Here is a 16,579-nt window from a genome sequence, read left to right as displayed (position 1 = left end):
TGCGAGAGAAGAGATGGGGAGTCAGTCGCTGGACATCCGCCTCGCCTGTTGTGGCGGCAGGCGGAGTTCTTCGAGACCGGGCAGGTGTTTGATGTCGAAGACGACTTTCATGTCGTCTGTGACGGGTGTCCCGATACACGACAGGCGAATCCCGTTGTCCATCATCTCCGACGAGAGGACGTGGTTTGCTGGCATTTCGAGGTCTCCATCGACGACGGCGACGGCGCAGTTTGCGCAGGCACCACCGCGGCAGGCGTATGGCCAGCCGAGTCCGTGTTCTTGGGCCGCTTCGAGAAGCGTATCGCGGGGCGAGACGAATATCTCGCCGTAATCCTCGGCTCGGAGGTCTTCCTCGGCGGCTTTCTCGAACAGGTCGTCGTCGTGAATCGTCCAGCCGAAGTCGTCGAGGGCGGCGTAGCTCAGGTATTCGACACGCACACCCTCTGGTCGGCCTGCTGCGGCCGCCGCGGAATCCGTGCGCTCGGTCTCTGTTGCACCCTCTCTTTCCTCACCTGCCCCGGATTCTTCTGCGGCCCGCTGGAGGTCTGTAGCGTGGTCTTCTGCCGTGTACCCCTCTTTGATGGCTTCGTAGGCCGTTCGAACGCGTCGGAACTCTTCTGCTGAGCCACCGTGGTCTGGGTGTGCCGCTTTGATACGCTCTCGGTAGGCGGCGACGAGGTCGTCCTCGTCGGCATCGGGGTCGAGACCGAGGATTTCGAACGGGGTGTCCACAGAGGCGCTGTAAGGAATTCACCAGTATAAGCTTCGTGACCGGGCGGGGTTCCAGCAGTGTTTTTGCTCCAGCGTCCGAATGGAAAAGACCGAGTGCCGCGTCGCGTCGAGCGCTCTATCGTCGATTACGCCGCCGACTCCCCGGCAGCCTTCGGCGCGGTTATTTCCCCGAGAACAGCCGTTTCTGTGCCAGAATCTGCTGTCCAGACGACCTGGACGGTCTCGCCTTCCCACGTCGACCCAGCGGACCCTTTGGTGACGACAGCGGTCGCTCCTGTCTCTACTGTCCCCGAGAACGATTGGTCGAACTCGTAGGTGGGCGACAGCGACACGTTCGTCTGGTCGACGGTGACCGTCAGCTGGTCCGCGGGGACGGGCTCCCCGGATTCGTGTCGAATCGTCAGCATCGGCGTCGATGCGTCGCTCTGGAACTCGAACTCGAACGATGCTTCGGGCTTCTCGTCGGAAATCTGCTCGCTGCTGTTGAAGACGAAGATGCCGATGGTCAACGCGAGCGTCAGGGAGATTACGACGAGGATGACGACCCCCAACACCGACGAGACGGCGTCGTCGTCCGTGAAAAGCTGTGAGACGTTCATAGAGTGTTCGTCCACGACGTACGTGGCTGCGTTTCTGGCTTACGTGACCGCGTACGAGTATTTGTGTGCTTTGGTACAGTCTGATATCCCGTACTTTCGGTGGCAACGTGTCTCCAGACACGGGACGCTAGCAGACACCAACTGCAAAAATACCACATAAATTACTAAACTCTGCTTGACGCTCTTGAACTCGAAACACTGAACGAGATGCAAAGGATGTGTGTTCTGGGTCCTAATATATACAAATTCTACAATTTGTAAAATGTATGGGGAACCAACTTCATCTCACACCTGGTAAATCAGTAATATATCTGCCATATTGTTTGGGACCTCGACAGCAGTTGTCTCCGACGCGAGCGACGGGGTCAGTGGTCGACGACAGTTATCTCTTCGACGGGCCACTGACTGAGGAGTTCGACGCCGTCGTCGCGGACGACGACCATCTCCTCGACGCGGACGCCCTGCCTCCCTGCCGGTTCTTGTGTCTCGACGGCCATGGTCATGCCTTCCTCGATTTCGATGGGGTGGTCGGGCGACAGGCCACGCCAGATGAGTGGGACTTCGTACAGTTGGAGGCCAAGCCCGTGTGCCCAGTGGTTGGTCGTCATCTGCCAGTGTTCGTCCGCACCGTACCAGTCGGCATGTTCGCCCTCCATGTCGGGGAACGCCATCGCAATCTCGTCGGTCGTCTTCCCCGGTTCGATTTCTTCGAGGACGTCGTAGAGGTTGTCGCGGGCCGTCTCGTAGGCGTCTTTCTGCTCTTGGGTGGGTTCGCCCATCGAGAACGTCCGGTAGTAACACGACCGGTAGCCGAGGTAGCCGATGTTGTAGAAGTCGGCGTAGACGAGGTCTCCCGGACGAATCATCCGGTCTGTGGTGTTGGCTTGGTGCTTCGGCCACGTGTTGGGCCCGGAGGTGATGTACCCGCCCTGTGCCATCGCGCCGTGTCGCCAGAGTTCGCGGACTGCGTCACCCCAGACTTCGGACTCGCGCTTGCCCGGCTTCGCGTTCTCGACGATAGCTTGGAAACCGGCCTCGCAGATGGCAGCAACCTGCCGAAGACACTCGATTTCGTCTTCGGTCTTCGTCTTTCGCGCGTCTTCCATCACGCGCGCAGTCTCGGCGGGGCGAACGTCGACGCCCTTGGACTCGAAGGCGTTGAGAAGCCCCGTGTGGCCGGTGTCGATACCCATCGGCTCGCTCGTAAGGTCGTACTCTTCGAGCGCGTCGACGACGGTCTGTGCCATCTTGTCGATGAGGAACGACCGTGCCGAGTCGCGGCCGGACGCCCGGGGAACGTTCCCCAGTCCAGGGCACGCATACCGGATGTCGTTCAGCCACGGACAGTTGTACTTCTGATTGCTCGCATGGTCGGCAGTGTCCCAGTGGACGACGTTGCCGTCTTCCATCAGCAGCGAGTAGTGGTCCGCGCCCGACCCGCCCGTCATCGCGAGACCGGTCACGTACCGAATGTTGGGGTCGTCGATGAGGAGCATGCTTCCGAGGCCGGCGTCGCGCATCCGCTCTAACGCGCGCTCCTTTCGCTCTTCGCGCATCCGTTTCACGTCGATTCGTTGCTCCCAATCGACGGCCATCGTTCCGCGGGTTCCACTCATGAATTCCCGTTCGTGGAAAGGCATGGTTTGTACCTCACGCGAACGTCATATTAAATTGTTGTAGACGGCAGGGGGTTCGCATACATCGGTGGTCACGGCCGAACGATGTATTGTGGGTGGTGCAAGCACACCTCATGATTTATTGCCCACTGCGTAGACGGCACAGTGTACGCATGAACGAGCACAGAGCCTTGCGTGTCAGTATGGACGAGACGGAGCGCACGAAGGAGACGACTGGTGTGGAGGAGCCGGTGAATACGCGATGAGCAATATCGACTATCGCGAACAGGTCGAAACTGCGTTCCCCGAACTCGACGACATCGAAGACGACAGTCTCAGAGAACAGGTCATCGATGCGTGGTGTTTGGGACTCGAACGCGGCGGCTGGAGAGATATCGAAGACGTCCCGTACGCGTGGAATATCCACGAGGTCACGAACGTCGAGCACGTCCGCGGCGTGACTCGAATCGCCGTTCAGTCTGCCGAAGAACAGCGCGACTTCCACGGCGCTGCCCCCGACTTCGACGTCGTCCGCGCGGCCTGCTTGCTGCACGACGTGGGAAAGTGCTACGAGTACGTGGATTTCGTCGACGACGACGTCCTCGACGACCCGGACCCCGAGTACGCTACCGAGGAGATTCCGCATTCGCTGTCGGGGTACGCGCTCGCTCACGAAGTTGGCTGCCCGCTCGCTGTCCAGCGGGCGATTCCGCACTTCATCGGCGAGATACCGACGCGGACGCTCGAAGCAGAACTCGTCAAGAGCGCAAACTCGGCGTCGTCGAACGCGATTACGCAGGCTGCGATGGGTATCAGTCTCCAAGAGTGGGTCGAACAGTACTCACAGACCCAGTAAGCAGCACGTAGTCCTTTAGGATCTCCCGCCGTATTCGTGGTGGATGTACGACAGCGTCACCATCGGCGACCTCGAACTGCACGAAGGAATGAACGGGCTTCACGTCCGCGCCGTCGGATACGAACTGCGCCCACAGCAGATGCGGCCGAACGTGTGGGTGTACGAGGCAGGCGAGACCAGCACCAAACACTGGCACAAAGAGCAAGAAGAACTGTACCACGTTCTCTCGGGGCGATTCGAGATGGACTTCTTCGACGACGAGGAAGCGAAGGAGGAGTCACTGGAACTCGAAACCGGCGACGTGGTCGTGGTCTCGCCCGACCAATTGCGACAACTTCACTGTCTCGAAGACGGCGAGGTGTTCGTGGTCGGCGCACCGAACACGAAAGACGACGGTGTCGTCGTGGACTGAACGCGTGTCCAGACACTGGGACCGACCACTATGTTATTTGTTTCCAAGCGACATGTATTGTAGTATGGTCATTCCCGGCTACGACCCCGACGACATCGACGACCGACTTGAGGAATTGCTCTCAGAGCACGAACTAGACGAGTATCTCACCGACGAGGAGCGAACGCAGTACGAGGAAGGTGAGAGTCTCGTCGACCTGCTGTCGGCAGACGACATCCGCGACCTGCTGGGTCTCGAACCCAAGACCGACTAACAGTCGGCTCACAGTCAGCTAGCAGTCGGCGAACTGTCGGACCCCCCGACCGCGCGCCTCAGACCGGGTCCAGTCCGTTTTCTTCTCGCAAGACGTTGATGTAGTCGCGGAAGCCCGATTCGATGTCGTACTCGGGTTCGTACCCGAGGTCCTCTTTTGCCTTCGTCATATCGAGTTTCTGCGTCCACGGCAACTCGCCCTCGTCGGAGACCGTCAGGTCGGCGTCCGGGATGATTCGCTCGACTGCCTCTGCGGCCTCGCGAATCGTCGCGAGTTCACCGCGTACGTTGTAGACACGCTGGGAAAGTTCTTCGTCCGGGGTGAACGCCGCCTGTCTGAAGCCCTGTGCGATGTCGCGGACGTGCTGCCAGTCGATGACTTGGTCGCCGTACTCGACGCTGAACGACTCTCCGAGAGCGGGCTTTTCGACGATGTTCGCGAGGAACGCAGAGCCACCGGTCTCTCGATACGGACCATACGCGACAGTCGGCCGGATGGCGACGTGCGAGACGTCGAAGTCCTCGTAGTAGACGCGTGCCTGGTGCTCGTTGTACTCCTTGGTCGCCCCGTAGAGCGTGTCGGGATAGACGAGGTCGGATTCGGTAACGAAGTCGTTGCCGTAGTTCGCTGGCGGTGCGTAGACCGCGGCGGAAGACGCCCACGCGACGCGCTCGACTTGGTCGGGGAGCGCTCGGGCCGCCTCGAAGATGTTGTTCGTCCCCGCGATGTTCACGTCCATCGCGGCGCGCGGGTTCTCCCGCGCCGTCGTCGTCAGCAGCGCAGCGAGGTGGACGATGTGTGTCGTCCCCGTCTCGCGAACCGCCCGGAAGACGTCTGTCGGGTCGCTCACGTCGCCCCGTCGAATGGTTACGTCGTCGGCGATGCCGAGTTTTTCGAGAATTCGCGGGTCCGTCGAGAGGTCGTACGCGACGACGTCGTGTCCCGCTTCGAGGAGGTCCTGTGCGACGTAGGAACCGATGAACCCGGTTCCACCGGTGACCAACACGGTCGATGATGACATGCTATCATAGGTCTACCTGCATGCGAGAAAAGTGTTTCCCGGACTGCTACGGGAAACCGGAGTGGGTGTCCGGCCGGGGCGAACTATTCGTGCAGTCCGCCTACCGAGGCGTAGAACGACGACTGGAGCGTCTCGGCCATGTCCTGCTCGCGGTCGATACGAACGTCGATGACCGTCGGAAGGTCGTTCGACGCCGCATCTGTGAGCGCATCACCGAGTTCGTCGGGCGTCTCGACACGGACGCCGATTGCGCCGAACGCTTCTGCGACGCGGACGAAGTCGGTGTCGTGGAACTCGACTCCTGAGATGTCGTCCGGGCCGTGTTGCATCTGTCGGACCATCCCAAGACTGGTGTCGTTCAGGACGACGAACGTCGGCGCGACACCGTACTCGACGGCCGTCTCGACGCTGTTCATCGTCATCGAGAAGCCGCCGTCGCCCGCGACGCCGATAACGTGTTTGTCGGTTTCGAGCGCCGCGGACACTGCCGCGGGCGTCGCCCAGCCCATGCCGCCAACGCCACCAGAGCCGTAGTAGGTTCCGACCGCCGGAACTTGGAGGTAGTTCAGGAGCCAAAAGCGGTTGTTCCCCGAGTCGGCGGTGACGATTGTGTCCTCGTCGACGACGCGTTCGATTTCTTTGACGGCGCGTTGCGGGAGAATCGGCGTCGCGTCGGATTCGCACTCGGGCGCGTGGAACGACTCGCGGGCGTCGCTGGCGCGGTCTTCAGCCCACTCGTTGTCGTTGCCACCGCTGGCGGCGAGTTCGCGAAGTGACTCTGCCGCGTCACCGATGAGGCCCACGTCGGCCGGATAGACCCACCCGGCGTTCCGGGGGTCGATGTCGGCGTGGATAATCGTCTGCTCGTCGGGGCGGATGAAGTCTGGTGCCTGCCAGTTGGTGTCCATCGGGTTCATCCGACACCCGACGACGAGGAGGACGTCTGCCTCGCTTACGACCTGATTCGCTCCCTCGTGGCCGAACGAGCCGATGACGCCACCTGCGAGTCGGTGCGTCTCAGGGAACGTGGACTTGCCGAGATACGACGTGACGACTGCCGCCTCGTACGCTTCAGCAGCGTCTTGCAGTTCGTCGTAGGCGTTCGCCGCGTGGACACCGTTTCCAGCGATGATGACCGGCCGCTCGGCCGATTCGAGGGCCTCTGTCGCGGCCGCCACGTCGTGTGGCGTCGGCGCAGCCTTCCACATCCGCGTTTGGGTCTCTTCGTCCCACACCGGTGGAATCGAGTCCTCGGGGAACTCCTCTGTAATCGCGTCGCCGTCGAGGATGACCGCAGTCGGGCCGGGGCGACCTGCAACGGCGTGTTTGAACGCGAGTTGGAGGCTTCGAATCGTCTCGTTCGGTGTCCGCGGGAACCAGTGTTCCTTGGTGACCGAATCGAGGATGTTCGGTAGGTCGAGACCGCCGTAGTCACCGCGTGACTGCTGGTAGGGCGCGATAGTCGAGTAGTCACCGCGCTCAGAGGCTTCGGTGATGGCGACCATCGGCGACGATGCGAGACGGGCTTCCATCTGTCCGATGAGTCCCAGACTTCCAATCCACGGTCCCTGTCCGGCGAGGACTCCGGGTCCACCAGTGAGTCGGCCGTGCATCTCGGCCATGACGCTCGCCTCACGCTCGTCACGCGGTCGGACGAGGTCAATACTCGACTCCGGCAAGTCGTCGAACAGTTCGATGACTCGGCCGCCGGGGTAGCCGAAGATACGCGTTACGCCGAGTCGCTCGAGACTCTCGACGAGTCGTTCGCTCGTGTCCATGAGAACTTCACGACCTGTCGAGTTGCACGGTCTCTTCGACGTACTCCGTCGGACCCTGTTCCATGTCGATAAATTCGGCTGCGTCGGCGTTGACTGCCTCGCCGATTTCGGAGGAAAAAGCCGCCTTCAGCGACTCCATGTCTTCGAAGTAGAGTTCGACGATGCCGTCGTACTCCGAACGCTCGGGCGCCGTGGGAAGGCTCGTCACGTACTTCTTGAGGCCCGGGAGGTCCTTCGCGAGGTCAGCGTGCTCGCCAGTCCATCGCTCGACGAACTCCTCGTGTGTGTACTCATCCTTGCGGACGACCAAATTTACCAATTTAATCATGCACCTCAGGTATCATACTGGGTGGTACTTTGCTCTATCGCCGGTTCGCATTATTCGAACAAATCGAACAAGCGTTCGAATAGTGCGAACAACACTTATTACGGTCGACTACAGATGACAAACGATGACAGTTGACCGACAACGCCGCCCAGTGAAGACGGCAGCAACGTCTTTCGCCATTCTCGAGCGTCTCAAAGAGCAGGGCACGCTCGGGCCGACGGCCCTCGCCTCGGAGCTAGACCTCGCGAAGAGTACCGTCCATAGACACCTGAAGACGCTCGAACAGGAGGGATACGTCGTCCTCGACGAGGATGGCTATCGGGTCGGACTTCGCCTCCTCGACTTCGGTATCCACGCACGTAACCAACACAATCTCTACGAAGTGGCGAAACCGAAAGTCGACGAACTCGCCGAACAGACCGGCGAGAAGGTGTGGTGCGTGACTGAAGAACAGGGTCGGGGCTACCACCTCTACGGTGCTGGCGGCAAGCACTCGGTTCGGACGCCCGCTCGTGAGGGCACGCGGTCGTACCTCCACCAGCTCGCCGCCGGGAAAGCGATTCTCTCTGCGTTCTCCGACGACCGCGTCGACGAGATAATCGACCAACACGGCCTCCCGGCGAAGACGAACGCGACCATCACCGAGCGAGACGAACTCTTCGAGCAGTTAGCGACTATCAGAGACCGTGGATTCGCCCTCAACCGCGAAGAAATCGTTCCGAAACTCCACGCAGTCGGTGTTCCTATCACCGACCAAGCCGGCCACCCAGTCGGTGCGATTAGCCTCTCAGGGCCGTCGAATCGACTCACAGACGACCGGTTGGAAGACGAACTCGCGAACCTCCTCCTCGGGGCGGCCAACGAGGTCGAAATCAACCTCAGTTTCTCCTGATTCGAGCGAATAGCTTGAACAACTGTTCGAACTGTTCGAACATCGGTTCGGAGCGTTTGTCGCCGTCTTCGACGCTCGTATCAACCAATTCTGGTCGTTCCTCAGGTTTCAGAGCCATAATTGTCCTCTCTATGATGGTGGGACAGCCGTTCGAATAGTTCGAACAGATTTGTGAGGTACGATAATGAACATTGTGGGGAAATTGTCAGGGCTCTCGATAAACATTACAGACGTACGTTTGTAATGTATTGGCTCGATTGCCAGTCGTAATTTTAAGATGTCATTTACGACTGTATGGGTGTAATAGCCACAGTGTCGATTGTCGTCTGTACAGCATAGTCACCTGACGTGGGAGCGTAGAGCTAGCCTCGTGGCAGTTCTCACCTATCGAACGGCTGTTCCTCTCGCTCGTACGGTCGTTCTACCAGCACGGACGCTCGTTCGAATATGTGGAACAGTGCACTTCCGTTGGAGTATCCCTGTTAGCTAATCACAAGTAGAGGAACGAGCACCATTTCGCCCGACTCCACGAGTCCATCAACTCTTCTACCGTACAACGGTGCTGAGAGCAACGTACGTTCGATAAGCAGTACTAGAGGTGGTGTTCGAATTATTCGAACGCTATCTGTCTTCCCACTGGGGGTCTCTGTCTTCGAAGAACGCGTCGATTCCCTCGTCCTTGTCGGGCCAGGCGAACAGTTGCGCGAACAGTTCTGCCTCGTACTCGATTCCCTGTTCGAGGTCCATCCGCGAGGCGGCCTTGATTGCCTTCTTCGCGTATTCGAGCGCGACAGGGCTCTTTTCGGCCATCATCCCGGCGAGTTCGTACACTCTGTCGTCGAAGGTGTCCTCGCCGTGGACCTCGTCGACGAGGCCGATATCGGCGGCTTCGTCCGCGGAGATGAGTTCACCGGTCAGGATGAGGCGCATCGCGTGCCCCTCACCGACCAACCGCGGGAGTCGCTGGGTGCCGCCACCGCCGGGCATGATTCCGAGGTTGATTTCCGGCTGTCCGATTTTCGCTCGCTCGTGGGCGATGCGCACGTCGCAGCCCTGAATGAGTTCGCACCCGCCGCCGAGCGCGTGACCGTTGATGCGCGCGATAACCGGTTGGCGAAGGTCGTCCACGTATTCGTACACACGGGGCCGCTTGCTCGCTTCGCGCTGTTCGAGCATGTCTCGCTCGCGGAGTTCTTTCACGTCAGCGCCGGCGACGAACGCCTTCGCTTCGTCGGACCCGGTGAGGACGACCACGCGGGTGTCACTCTCCTCGATAGCGTCGAGGACGCGCTTGAGTTCTGCACGGAGCGTCGCGTTCAGCGCGTTTCGGGCGTCGGGGCGCGAGAGCGTGACAGTCGTGACGCCTTCGACTCTGTCGTCGACGGCGACGTTCACTGTCTCGCACTCCGCGGCGACGGACTGGACCTCACTCATCGGTCCATCACGTCCTCGCTGACACCGACGATTTCGCCGTCTTCCCAGACGTAGAACCCTTCACCGGTCTTCTTGCCGAGTTTTCCGGCGCGGACCTTCCGCTTGAGAATCTGCGGTGGGCGGAAGCGCTCGCCGAGTTCTTCGCGGAGGTATTCGAGGATGCCGAGTCGAACGTCGAGACCGACGACGTCGCCGAGTTCGATTGGCCCCATCGGGTGGTTGTACCCGAGTTCCATCGACGTGTCGATGTCGCGGGGCGACGCGACGCCCTCCTGAACCATGCGCATCGCTTCGACGCCCAGTGCGACGCCGAGACGCGAGGAGGCGAAGCCGGGCGCGTCACCGACTTCGACGACCGTTTTGTCGATGCCTTCGACGTAGTCGCGGGCGAATTCGAGCGTCTCAGTCGCGGTCTGCTCGGCGACGACGACTTCGACCAGCGCCATGATGTGGACCGGGTTGAAGAAGTGCAGTCCGATGCCGCGGCTCGGGTCGTCGAGCGCGCTCATGATCTCGGTGACAGAGAGCGACGACGTGTTCGACGCGATGACGGTGTCCGCGTCGGCGAGCGCTTCTACGTCTCGAACCGTCTCCTGCTTGAGTTCCATGTCTTCCGGCACCGCTTCGACGACGAGGTCAGAACCCGAAACGGCGTCTTCGAGCGACGTCGTCCCCGAGAGTCGGTCGAGCGTCGCCGACTTCTCTTCGGGCGTCACCTTGTCCCTGTCGACGCCGCCTTGGAGGTTCGATTCGATAGCGTCCAATCCGTTCTGGACGTATTCGTCCTCGATATCGCGCATCGTCACGTCGTGGCCGGCCATTGCGGACACTTGGGCGATGCCGTGTCCCATCGTGCCGGCTCCGAGTACGCAAATCTTCATCACCGAAAATGGGTTCGGGGACCATCATAATCGTTTGCCTTCTTCTGACGAAGGTTCAAGGCGAATGCCCGCAGACACAACAGACATGAGCAGTGAGCGTGAGCACGCGGTAGTCGTCGATGCGGTTCGAACGCCACAGGCGAAGAAGGAAGGCGGATTCGCAGACCTCTATCCCGAGGACCTCGTCAACGCGGTTCTGAACGCGCTCGTCGATAGAACTGGCATCGAACCGGAGGAGTGGACTGACTTCCGTCTCGGCTGTGCGAATCAAGAAGCAGAACAGGGACGGAACCTCGCCAGACAGTCGCTGTTGGCCGGTGGCTTTCCCGAGTCGATACCGGGTGCGACTCTCTCGCGGCTGTGTGGGTCGTCGCTGACGACACTGAACGACGCCGCCCGCGCCGTCGAATCGGGCGATGGCGCAGTCTACCCAATCGCGGGCGTCGAACACATGACTCGAATCCCATTCTCCGATTGGTTGCATCCGGTTCTCGAAGAGCGCTACGACGGCGGCGACACGCTCTCGATGGGGAAGACGGCCGAAACCGTCGCCCGTCGATACGACGTCTCACGCGAGGACCAGGACGCGTTCGCCCTGCGGTCGCACGAGCGAGCTATCGACGCGCGCGAAAGTGGCCGGTTTGCCGACGAAATCGTCCCCGTCGAGACACCTGACGGCGTCGTCGAGTACGACGAAGGCCCGCGGGCGAACACGTCGATGGAGGTGCTTTCGGACCTCCCCACCGTCTTCGCGGACGACGACGCGGCCTCAGTCACGCCGGGCAACGCGTCACCCTTGACTGACGGTGCGGCAGGCGCACTCGTCACGGCAGAATCCTACGCCGACGCGAACGACCTGTCGGTCCTCGGTCGGGTCGTCTCCCGCGCCGTCGTCGGTGTCGACCCCGAGGAGATGGGCGTTGCACCCGTCCCAGCCACGCGCGCCGCACTCGACAAAGCGGGACTGACTATCGACGACATCGACCTCGTGGAACTCAACGAAGCGTTCGCCTCGCAGAGTCTCTACTGTAAGCGTGAACTCGGAATCGACGACGAGATACTGAACGTCAACGGGGGTGCAATCGCACTCGGCCACCCGCTTGGGTGCTCCGGCGCGCGTATCGCCACCACGCTCCTCCACGAACTCGACCGCCGCGGTGGGCGGTACGGACTCGCAACGATGTGCGTCGGGTTCGGACAGGGCGTCGCGACCGTGTTCGAGCGACCTGAGCGCTAAAAACAACGAGGAAAGTCGTCTGGTCGATTACCGTCGCGCCTCGGTCGGGACGACCTTGAACCCGTACCGAACCACGCCTTCCTGTTCGTAGATACGCCGGGGAACAGCCTCGACGCGGTCGCCGATATCGGGTGTCTCTGCCGGCGTGTGCGCGACCTGTGCCGGGATACTCACCGAGTCGTTTCCGGCGTCTCCGGCGTCCCCATCTGGACCATCGAGGGCGACGACCGCGACAGGGAACGAGCCGGAGCGCTGCTGTTGTTCGACGAATTCGGGTGGTGCGCCACCCTGACCGATGACCGTCGCAGCCTCGACCGTCCCGGTTCCTGGAAGCCGCGTCTCGTCGTACCCATCGAGTGAGCCGCATTCGAAACACGCGCCTTCGGGCGGGAACGAGAGCGCGCCGCAGTCACGACACCGACCAGCGACGAGGCGGTGACGCTGCGGAATCGTCTGCGCCCACGTTGGGACGCTGACGTACGCGCCGCCGCCTTCCGGTTCCTCGCCGGTGATAGTCCCGCGTCGCCGGAGTGCTTCGGCATAGGAGAGTTCCACGTCGCCGTCGAAGACTGCATCCACCGGGACGTCACTGGAAGCCGAGAGGGTGAGTGCAGTCGCGCCCGCACCGCCGCCGTAGCCGACGAGCAGGACCGACTCGGCTCCGTCGTCGAGAGCTGACGCGAGGCCAAGGAAGGGACCTGCCGTGCCAGTGTCGCCAGTCTGCGAGACGGCCGTCCCAGCAGCAATCGTCTTGGTCGAGACGCCGAGTGCTCGTGCGGCCCGATAGGGGAGTTTCCCGTCAGGGGCCGTGAGTGCCGCCGCATCGACATCCGAGACATCGGCGTCGAGTGCATCTACCGCGCCACCGACTGTGGACGTGTAGGCGTCGCGCTCGTATTGAGTGATGCCGATTGACTCCGTCTCCGTGCTCCCACGACGACGGAACCGGGTACCCGGAGATGGGTCGCTGTACTCACCGACTGCATCGACTGTGAGTGGCCCATCGTCGGTCAGAACGACCGCTGCGGCACCTGCGCCCGCACCAGCCGCTTCGTCACTCTCGGGTGCACCTGCCGGGTTGTCGGCGACGACGACGAGGGTTGGTCCCGCCGCATCGCGCGCTGCCGCGAGTGCGACAGCACCGGCTCGGGTTCCGCCGCCGTACTGCCGCATCGTCGCGTTCGATGGAACACCGAGCAGCGACGCGAGGCGAACCACTGCTTCCTCCTCGTCGGCTGGGGGCGTCGTCGTTGCAAACGCAAGGTGGGAAACCGTGTCGGCGTCGACACCGGCTGCTGAGAGGGCGCGTCGGCCAGCTTCAGTTCCCATCGTCAGCGTATCTTCGTCCGCGTCGGCGACGGCAACTTGCTCGACGCCAGCAGCGCCGCCTTTGCCCCACGCCTCACGGTAGGCTTTGGCGGGGAGATAGAGCCGCGGTACGTACGCGCCGACACCTGCGATACCAGTCATAGCACACCTCCTTCGAGGACGTGAACGACAGCAGCGCCACCTGAACCACCGACGTTGTGGGTGAGGCCGACGTTGGCGTCGGAGATTTGGCGGTCGTCAGCGTGGCCCGTGAGCTGTTTGAATGCCTCGACGACCTGTCCGGCTCCGGTCGCGCCGATTGGGTGGCCCTTCGACTTCAGACCGCCCGAGGGGTTGACTGGGAAGTCGCCGTCGAGGTCGGTGACGCCCTCGTCGAGCAGCTGAGGTGCTTCGCCGCGTTCACAGAAGCCGAGGTCTTCGTACGCGAGGAGTTCGGCGATGGCGAAGCAGTCGTGAACCTCGGCGAAGTCGATGTCGTCGGGACCGAGACCGGCCATCTCGTAGGCCTGTGAGGCGGCCTGCTCAGACGACCGAATCGACGTGTAGCTGTCGCGCTGGAAGAGTCCGACGCGCTCGGAGGCTGCGCCGACGCCCGCGACGCGGACCGCCTCGTCGCACGTGCTGGCTACGTCTTCGCTGGCGACGATGACCGTTGCGGCCCCGTCGGAGGTCGGACAGCAGTGATAGAGATTGAGGGGGTCGGCGACGACGGGCGCGTTCTGTGCGTCCTCCAGCGAGCACTCGAATCCGAGGTGCGCCTTCGGATTCTTCGCGCCGTTGGCGTGGTTCTTGACCGCGACCTTCGAGAAGTGGTCGGGAGAGGCGTCGTACTCGTCGATGTACGCCGAGGCCATCTGCGCATACACGCCCGAGAACGTCGTTCCGGTCAGTCGCTCCCACTCCGTCTCGCCGCTGACACCGAGCCAGTACTTCGCCACGTCGCCGCTCATGTCGGTCATGACTTCGTACCCGCCCGCGAGTGCAACGTCGGCCATGCCGCTTTTGACGGCCTGCACAGCTTGTCTCACGGCGTACCCGCTCGCCGCGCAGGCGTTCTCGATGCGGGAACTGGGGACGCCGTGGAGTCCGACGTGCTCCGTGACTGCTGGACCGGACAGCCCGAGTTGCCGCCCGCCGACGCCGAGTGACCCGATGACTGCCTCGTCGACGTCGCCGGAGGAAATCCCACCAGCGCTGTCGAGTGCTTCTTCGAACGCGGTCGCAAACAGCGACCGATAACTCTCGTCCGGGAACGCGCCGTAGCTCGACTGGCCCGCTCCGACGATGTACGCATCTCGCATGATAGTGGCTTGCGTGTCCCCCGCGATATAGGTTCGCCCGGAAACAGGAGGAAACGACCGCATCATTTTTATCACTTTCAATCATCGACTTCAACTGTACATGGTATTCGATAGCATGGAGACCGCTCCGCGGAGCGAACTCCGCGAGGTGCAAGACGAGCGTCTCCAAAAGACAGTGCAGAACGCCTACGAGAACGTCGAGTTCTATCGTGAGGTGTTCGACGAGCACGGGCTCACACCGGACGACATCGAGAGCGTCGAGGACCTCTCGAAGCTCCCGTTCACGACGAAAGAGGACTTCCGCGACCACTACCCGACGGGGATGTTCGCCCGAGAGATGGACGACGTGGTCCGCATCCACGCCTCGTCGGGGACGACAGGCAAGCCGAAAATCGTCGGCTACACCCAGGACGACCTCGACGTGTGGAGCAAAGCCGTCGCGCGCTGTCTCGTCGCCTCGGGACTCGGGCCAGACGACGTGGTGCAGAACGCCTACGGCTACGGCCTCTTCACGGGAGGTCTCGGTCTCCACCAGGGTATCGAAGAACTCGGTGCGACAGTCATCCCCATCGGCGGTGGCAACACCCAGCGACAGGTCGAGATGCTCGCCGACCTCGGAAGCGACGCCATCTCGTGTACCCCGTCGTACGCGCTGTACCTCGCAGAAGTCGCCGACGACATGGGCTACGACATCAAGGACCTCCCGCTCCGTGTCGTCATCTTCGGTGCAGAGCCCTGTACCGAGCCGATGCGCGAGGAAATCGAAGAACGCCTCGGCGTGAAGGGAATCGACATCTACGGGCTCTCCGAAATCGTCGGCCCCGGCGTCTCCATCGAGTGCGAAGAACAGAACGGCCTCCACATCTGGGAGGACTACTTCTACCCCGAAGTGGTCGACCCGAACACCGGCGACCCAGTCGAAGAAGGCGAAGAGGGCGAACTCGTGTTGACGACGCTCGCCAAGGACGCCCTTCCGGTGCTGCGCTACCGCACTGGCGACCTGACGACCCTCAATTACGACACCTGCGAGTGCGGCCGAACGTGCGTCCGCATGGACAACATCACCGGTCGCGCAGACGACCTCATCATCGTTCGCGGGGTCAACTTCTACCCCAGCGAAGTCGAGTCAGTCGTCCTCGAATTCGACGAAATCGCGCCCCACTACCGCATCGACATCCGACGCGAGGACAACCTCGACAAACTAGAGATAACCGTCGAACTCGCCGAGGACTTCGATGGCTCCCGAAGCGACCTCACGTCGCGTATCCAGAAGCGCCTCTCGAACGTGCTATCGTTTACACCGGACAAACTCGACCTCGTCGAGTACGGGAACATCGCCCGCACGGAGGTCGGAAAGGTCCAGCGCGTCTACGACCACCGCGGTCAGTAACGGCGCGACTCGTCTTTCGGTTCTCGTGTCTCCGTTTCGTGCCTACAGTCTCACCGACCGGGGTCACCGACCGGTTTCGCACCTGAACGCTCACCGACTGGGCTTGTAGACGCGCCCGCGGAAGGTGGCGATTCTGTCACCCGACTCGTCGGAGACGACGACTTCGTACTCCGCGGTTCGGCCGCCGAGGTGTGTCTCTTCGGCGACGGCGCGAATCGTATCACCAACCTCTGCGGCGGCGAGATAGGAGATATTGGTCTCTAGGGCGAACGCCGCATCGCCGTGGCTGTTCGACGCCGCGGCGAACGCCGCATCTGCGAGGGTGTAGACGACGCCGCCGTGTGGCGTGCCGTGGAAGTTCAAGTGGTCCTCATCGAGTGTGAGCGTCGTCTCCGCGTATCCCTCGCCGAAGTCAGCGAGGTCGATGCCGACGCGAGCACAGAATGGGTCGTTGGCTGCACGCTCGCGTATCGCTGCCTGCTCGTCGGAGTTTGGCATACACGCACACACATCGTCATCG

At 61.8% G+C, this 16,579-nt stretch carries 18 protein-coding genes; 6 read left to right on the top strand and 12 right to left on the bottom strand.

All coding sequences use genetic code 11. The features are described 5' to 3' along the window. Positions 1-21 precede the first annotated feature (21 nt). The 3 genes from fer to C453_RS11720 form a co-directional block, all read right to left on the bottom strand. Positions 22-732, bottom strand: coding sequence for a ferredoxin Fer (gene fer / locus C453_RS11730; RefSeq protein ID WP_008324735.1), 711 nt, complete (start codon positions 730-732; stop codon positions 22-24). Between the two features lie 125 nt (positions 733-857). Continuing rightward, a complete protein-coding gene (locus C453_RS11725) occupies positions 858-1,331 on the bottom strand; it encodes a type IV pilin (protein WP_008324734.1) in 474 nt (157 codons plus the stop codon). Positions 1,332-1,696: 365 nt separating this feature from the next. Further along, positions 1,697-2,947 (bottom strand): M24 family metallopeptidase, encoded by a 1,251-nt coding sequence (locus tag C453_RS11720; protein ID WP_008324733.1) that lies wholly within the window; start codon positions 2,945-2,947, stop codon positions 1,697-1,699. A gap of 262 nt (positions 2,948-3,209) precedes the next feature. Between C453_RS11720 and C453_RS11715 the strand changes: the two genes are divergently transcribed. From C453_RS11715 to C453_RS11705, 3 genes are all read left to right on the top strand, one after another. Next, entirely contained in the window at positions 3,210-3,803 is a 594-nt protein-coding gene (locus C453_RS11715) for an HD domain-containing protein (protein ID WP_008324732.1), read from the top strand. Positions 3,804-3,846: 43 nt separating this feature from the next. Then, entirely contained in the window at positions 3,847-4,215 is a 369-nt protein-coding gene (locus C453_RS11710) for a cupin domain-containing protein (protein WP_008324730.1), read from the top strand. Between the two features lie 64 nt (positions 4,216-4,279). After that, positions 4,280-4,468: a hypothetical protein gene (locus C453_RS11705; protein WP_008324729.1), complete on the top strand. Its 189-nt coding sequence runs from the start codon at positions 4,280-4,282 to the stop codon at positions 4,466-4,468. A gap of 58 nt (positions 4,469-4,526) precedes the next feature. Here C453_RS11705 and C453_RS11700 read toward each other — a convergent pair whose 3' ends face one another. The 3 genes from C453_RS11700 to C453_RS11690 all read right to left on the bottom strand — a co-directional run bounded on the left by C453_RS11700 (position 4,527) and on the right by C453_RS11690 (position 7,595). Continuing rightward, entirely contained in the window at positions 4,527-5,471 is a 945-nt protein-coding gene (locus C453_RS11700) for an NAD-dependent epimerase/dehydratase family protein (RefSeq protein ID WP_008324728.1), read from the bottom strand. 101 nt (positions 5,472-5,572) lie between these two features. Further along, positions 5,573-7,267, bottom strand: a complete 1,695-nt coding sequence (locus C453_RS11695) for a thiamine pyrophosphate-binding protein (protein ID WP_008324727.1) — start codon at positions 7,265-7,267, stop codon at positions 5,573-5,575. A gap of 7 nt (positions 7,268-7,274) precedes the next feature. Further along, complete coding sequence (locus C453_RS11690; RefSeq protein WP_049907658.1) at positions 7,275-7,595, bottom strand: EthD domain-containing protein; 321 nt, start codon at positions 7,593-7,595, stop codon at positions 7,275-7,277. Between the two features lie 124 nt (positions 7,596-7,719). Here C453_RS11690 and C453_RS11685 point away from each other — a divergent pair, with 124 nt between their 5' ends. Further along, a complete protein-coding gene (locus tag C453_RS11685) occupies positions 7,720-8,487 on the top strand; it encodes an IclR family transcriptional regulator (protein WP_008324725.1) in 768 nt (255 codons plus the stop codon). Here C453_RS11685 and C453_RS20835 read toward each other — a convergent pair. From C453_RS20835 to C453_RS11675, 3 genes are all read right to left on the bottom strand, one after another. Then, a complete protein-coding gene (locus tag C453_RS20835; protein ID WP_275039771.1) occupies positions 8,474-8,605 on the bottom strand; it encodes a hypothetical protein in 132 nt (43 codons plus the stop codon). The two genes, C453_RS11685 and C453_RS20835, sit on opposite strands and share 14 nt — an antisense overlap. A 503-nt stretch (positions 8,606-9,108) precedes the next feature. Beyond that, positions 9,109-9,921, bottom strand: a complete 813-nt coding sequence (locus C453_RS11680; RefSeq protein WP_008324724.1) for an enoyl-CoA hydratase/isomerase family protein — start codon at positions 9,919-9,921, stop codon at positions 9,109-9,111. Further along, positions 9,918-10,802, bottom strand: coding sequence for a 3-hydroxyacyl-CoA dehydrogenase family protein (locus tag C453_RS11675; RefSeq protein WP_008324723.1), 885 nt, complete (start codon positions 10,800-10,802; stop codon positions 9,918-9,920). Before C453_RS11675 ends, C453_RS11680 begins: the two co-directional genes overlap by 4 nt. Positions 10,803-10,887: 85 nt before the next feature. On the opposite strand from C453_RS11675, the gene C453_RS11670 reads away from it, so the two are divergent. Then, on the top strand, positions 10,888-12,039 hold the full coding sequence (locus C453_RS11670; protein ID WP_049907678.1) for a thiolase family protein: 1,152 nt from the start codon (positions 10,888-10,890) through the stop codon (positions 12,037-12,039). A gap of 27 nt (positions 12,040-12,066) precedes the next feature. Here C453_RS11670 and C453_RS11665 read toward each other — a convergent pair whose 3' ends face one another. Next, positions 12,067-13,509, bottom strand: coding sequence for a zinc ribbon domain-containing protein (locus C453_RS11665; protein WP_008324721.1), 1,443 nt, complete (start codon positions 13,507-13,509; stop codon positions 12,067-12,069). Then, positions 13,506-14,669, bottom strand: a complete 1,164-nt coding sequence (locus C453_RS11660; RefSeq protein ID WP_008324720.1) for a thiolase domain-containing protein — start codon at positions 14,667-14,669, stop codon at positions 13,506-13,508. Before C453_RS11660 ends, C453_RS11665 begins: the two co-directional genes overlap by 4 nt. 100 nt (positions 14,670-14,769) lie before the next feature. Between C453_RS11660 and paaK the strand changes: the two genes are divergently transcribed. Next, entirely contained in the window at positions 14,770-16,059 is a 1,290-nt protein-coding gene (paaK, locus tag C453_RS11655) for a phenylacetate--CoA ligase PaaK (RefSeq protein ID WP_049907657.1), read from the top strand. Between the two features lie 90 nt (positions 16,060-16,149). On the opposite strand, the gene C453_RS11650 is transcribed toward paaK, so the two are convergent. After that, positions 16,150-16,557, bottom strand: a complete 408-nt coding sequence (locus C453_RS11650) for a PaaI family thioesterase (RefSeq protein WP_008324718.1) — start codon at positions 16,555-16,557, stop codon at positions 16,150-16,152. Positions 16,558-16,579 lie beyond the last annotated feature (22 nt).

It is taken from the genome of Haloferax elongans ATCC BAA-1513 (genome assembly GCF_000336755.1).
GTDB classification, from domain to species: Archaea; Halobacteriota; Halobacteria; order Halobacteriales; family Haloferacaceae; genus Haloferax; species Haloferax elongans.
Note: the sequence above shows the minus strand (reverse complement) of the source record. Positions and strands in the feature narration are given on the sequence as shown.

Excerpts from the sequence above, each read along its gene's own strand:
- C453_RS11725 (WP_008324734.1), bottom strand. The coding sequence starts at position 1,331 with ATGAACGTCTCACAGCTTTTCACGGACGACGACGCCGTCTCGTCGGTG.
- C453_RS11720 (WP_008324733.1), bottom strand. The coding sequence starts at position 2,947 with ATGAGTGGAACCCGCGGAACGATGGCCGTCGATTGGGAGCAACGAATC.
- C453_RS11715 (WP_008324732.1), top strand. The coding sequence starts at position 3,210 with ATGAGCAATATCGACTATCGCGAACAGGTCGAAACTGCGTTCCCCGAA.
- C453_RS11710 (WP_008324730.1), top strand. The coding sequence starts at position 3,847 with ATGTACGACAGCGTCACCATCGGCGACCTCGAACTGCACGAAGGAATG.
- C453_RS11705 (WP_008324729.1), top strand. The coding sequence starts at position 4,280 with ATGGTCATTCCCGGCTACGACCCCGACGACATCGACGACCGACTTGAG.
- C453_RS11695 (WP_008324727.1), bottom strand. The coding sequence starts at position 7,267 with ATGGACACGAGCGAACGACTCGTCGAGAGTCTCGAGCGACTCGGCGTA.
- C453_RS11690 (WP_049907658.1), bottom strand. The coding sequence starts at position 7,595 with ATGATTAAATTGGTAAATTTGGTCGTCCGCAAGGATGAGTACACACAC.
- C453_RS11685 (WP_008324725.1), top strand. The coding sequence starts at position 7,720 with ATGACAGTTGACCGACAACGCCGCCCAGTGAAGACGGCAGCAACGTCT.
- C453_RS20835 (WP_275039771.1), bottom strand. The coding sequence starts at position 8,605 with ATGGCTCTGAAACCTGAGGAACGACCAGAATTGGTTGATACGAGCGTC.
- C453_RS11680 (WP_008324724.1), bottom strand. The coding sequence starts at position 9,921 with ATGAGTGAGGTCCAGTCCGTCGCCGCGGAGTGCGAGACAGTGAACGTC.
- C453_RS11675 (WP_008324723.1), bottom strand. The coding sequence starts at position 10,802 with ATGAAGATTTGCGTACTCGGAGCCGGCACGATGGGACACGGCATCGCC.
- C453_RS11670 (WP_049907678.1), top strand. The coding sequence starts at position 10,888 with ATGAGCAGTGAGCGTGAGCACGCGGTAGTCGTCGATGCGGTTCGAACG.
- C453_RS11665 (WP_008324721.1), bottom strand. The coding sequence starts at position 13,509 with ATGACTGGTATCGCAGGTGTCGGCGCGTACGTACCGCGGCTCTATCTC.
- C453_RS11660 (WP_008324720.1), bottom strand. The coding sequence starts at position 14,669 with ATGCGAGATGCGTACATCGTCGGAGCGGGCCAGTCGAGCTACGGCGCG.
- paaK (WP_049907657.1), top strand. The coding sequence starts at position 14,770 with ATGGTATTCGATAGCATGGAGACCGCTCCGCGGAGCGAACTCCGCGAG.
- C453_RS11650 (WP_008324718.1), bottom strand. The coding sequence starts at position 16,557 with ATGCCAAACTCCGACGAGCAGGCAGCGATACGCGAGCGTGCAGCCAAC.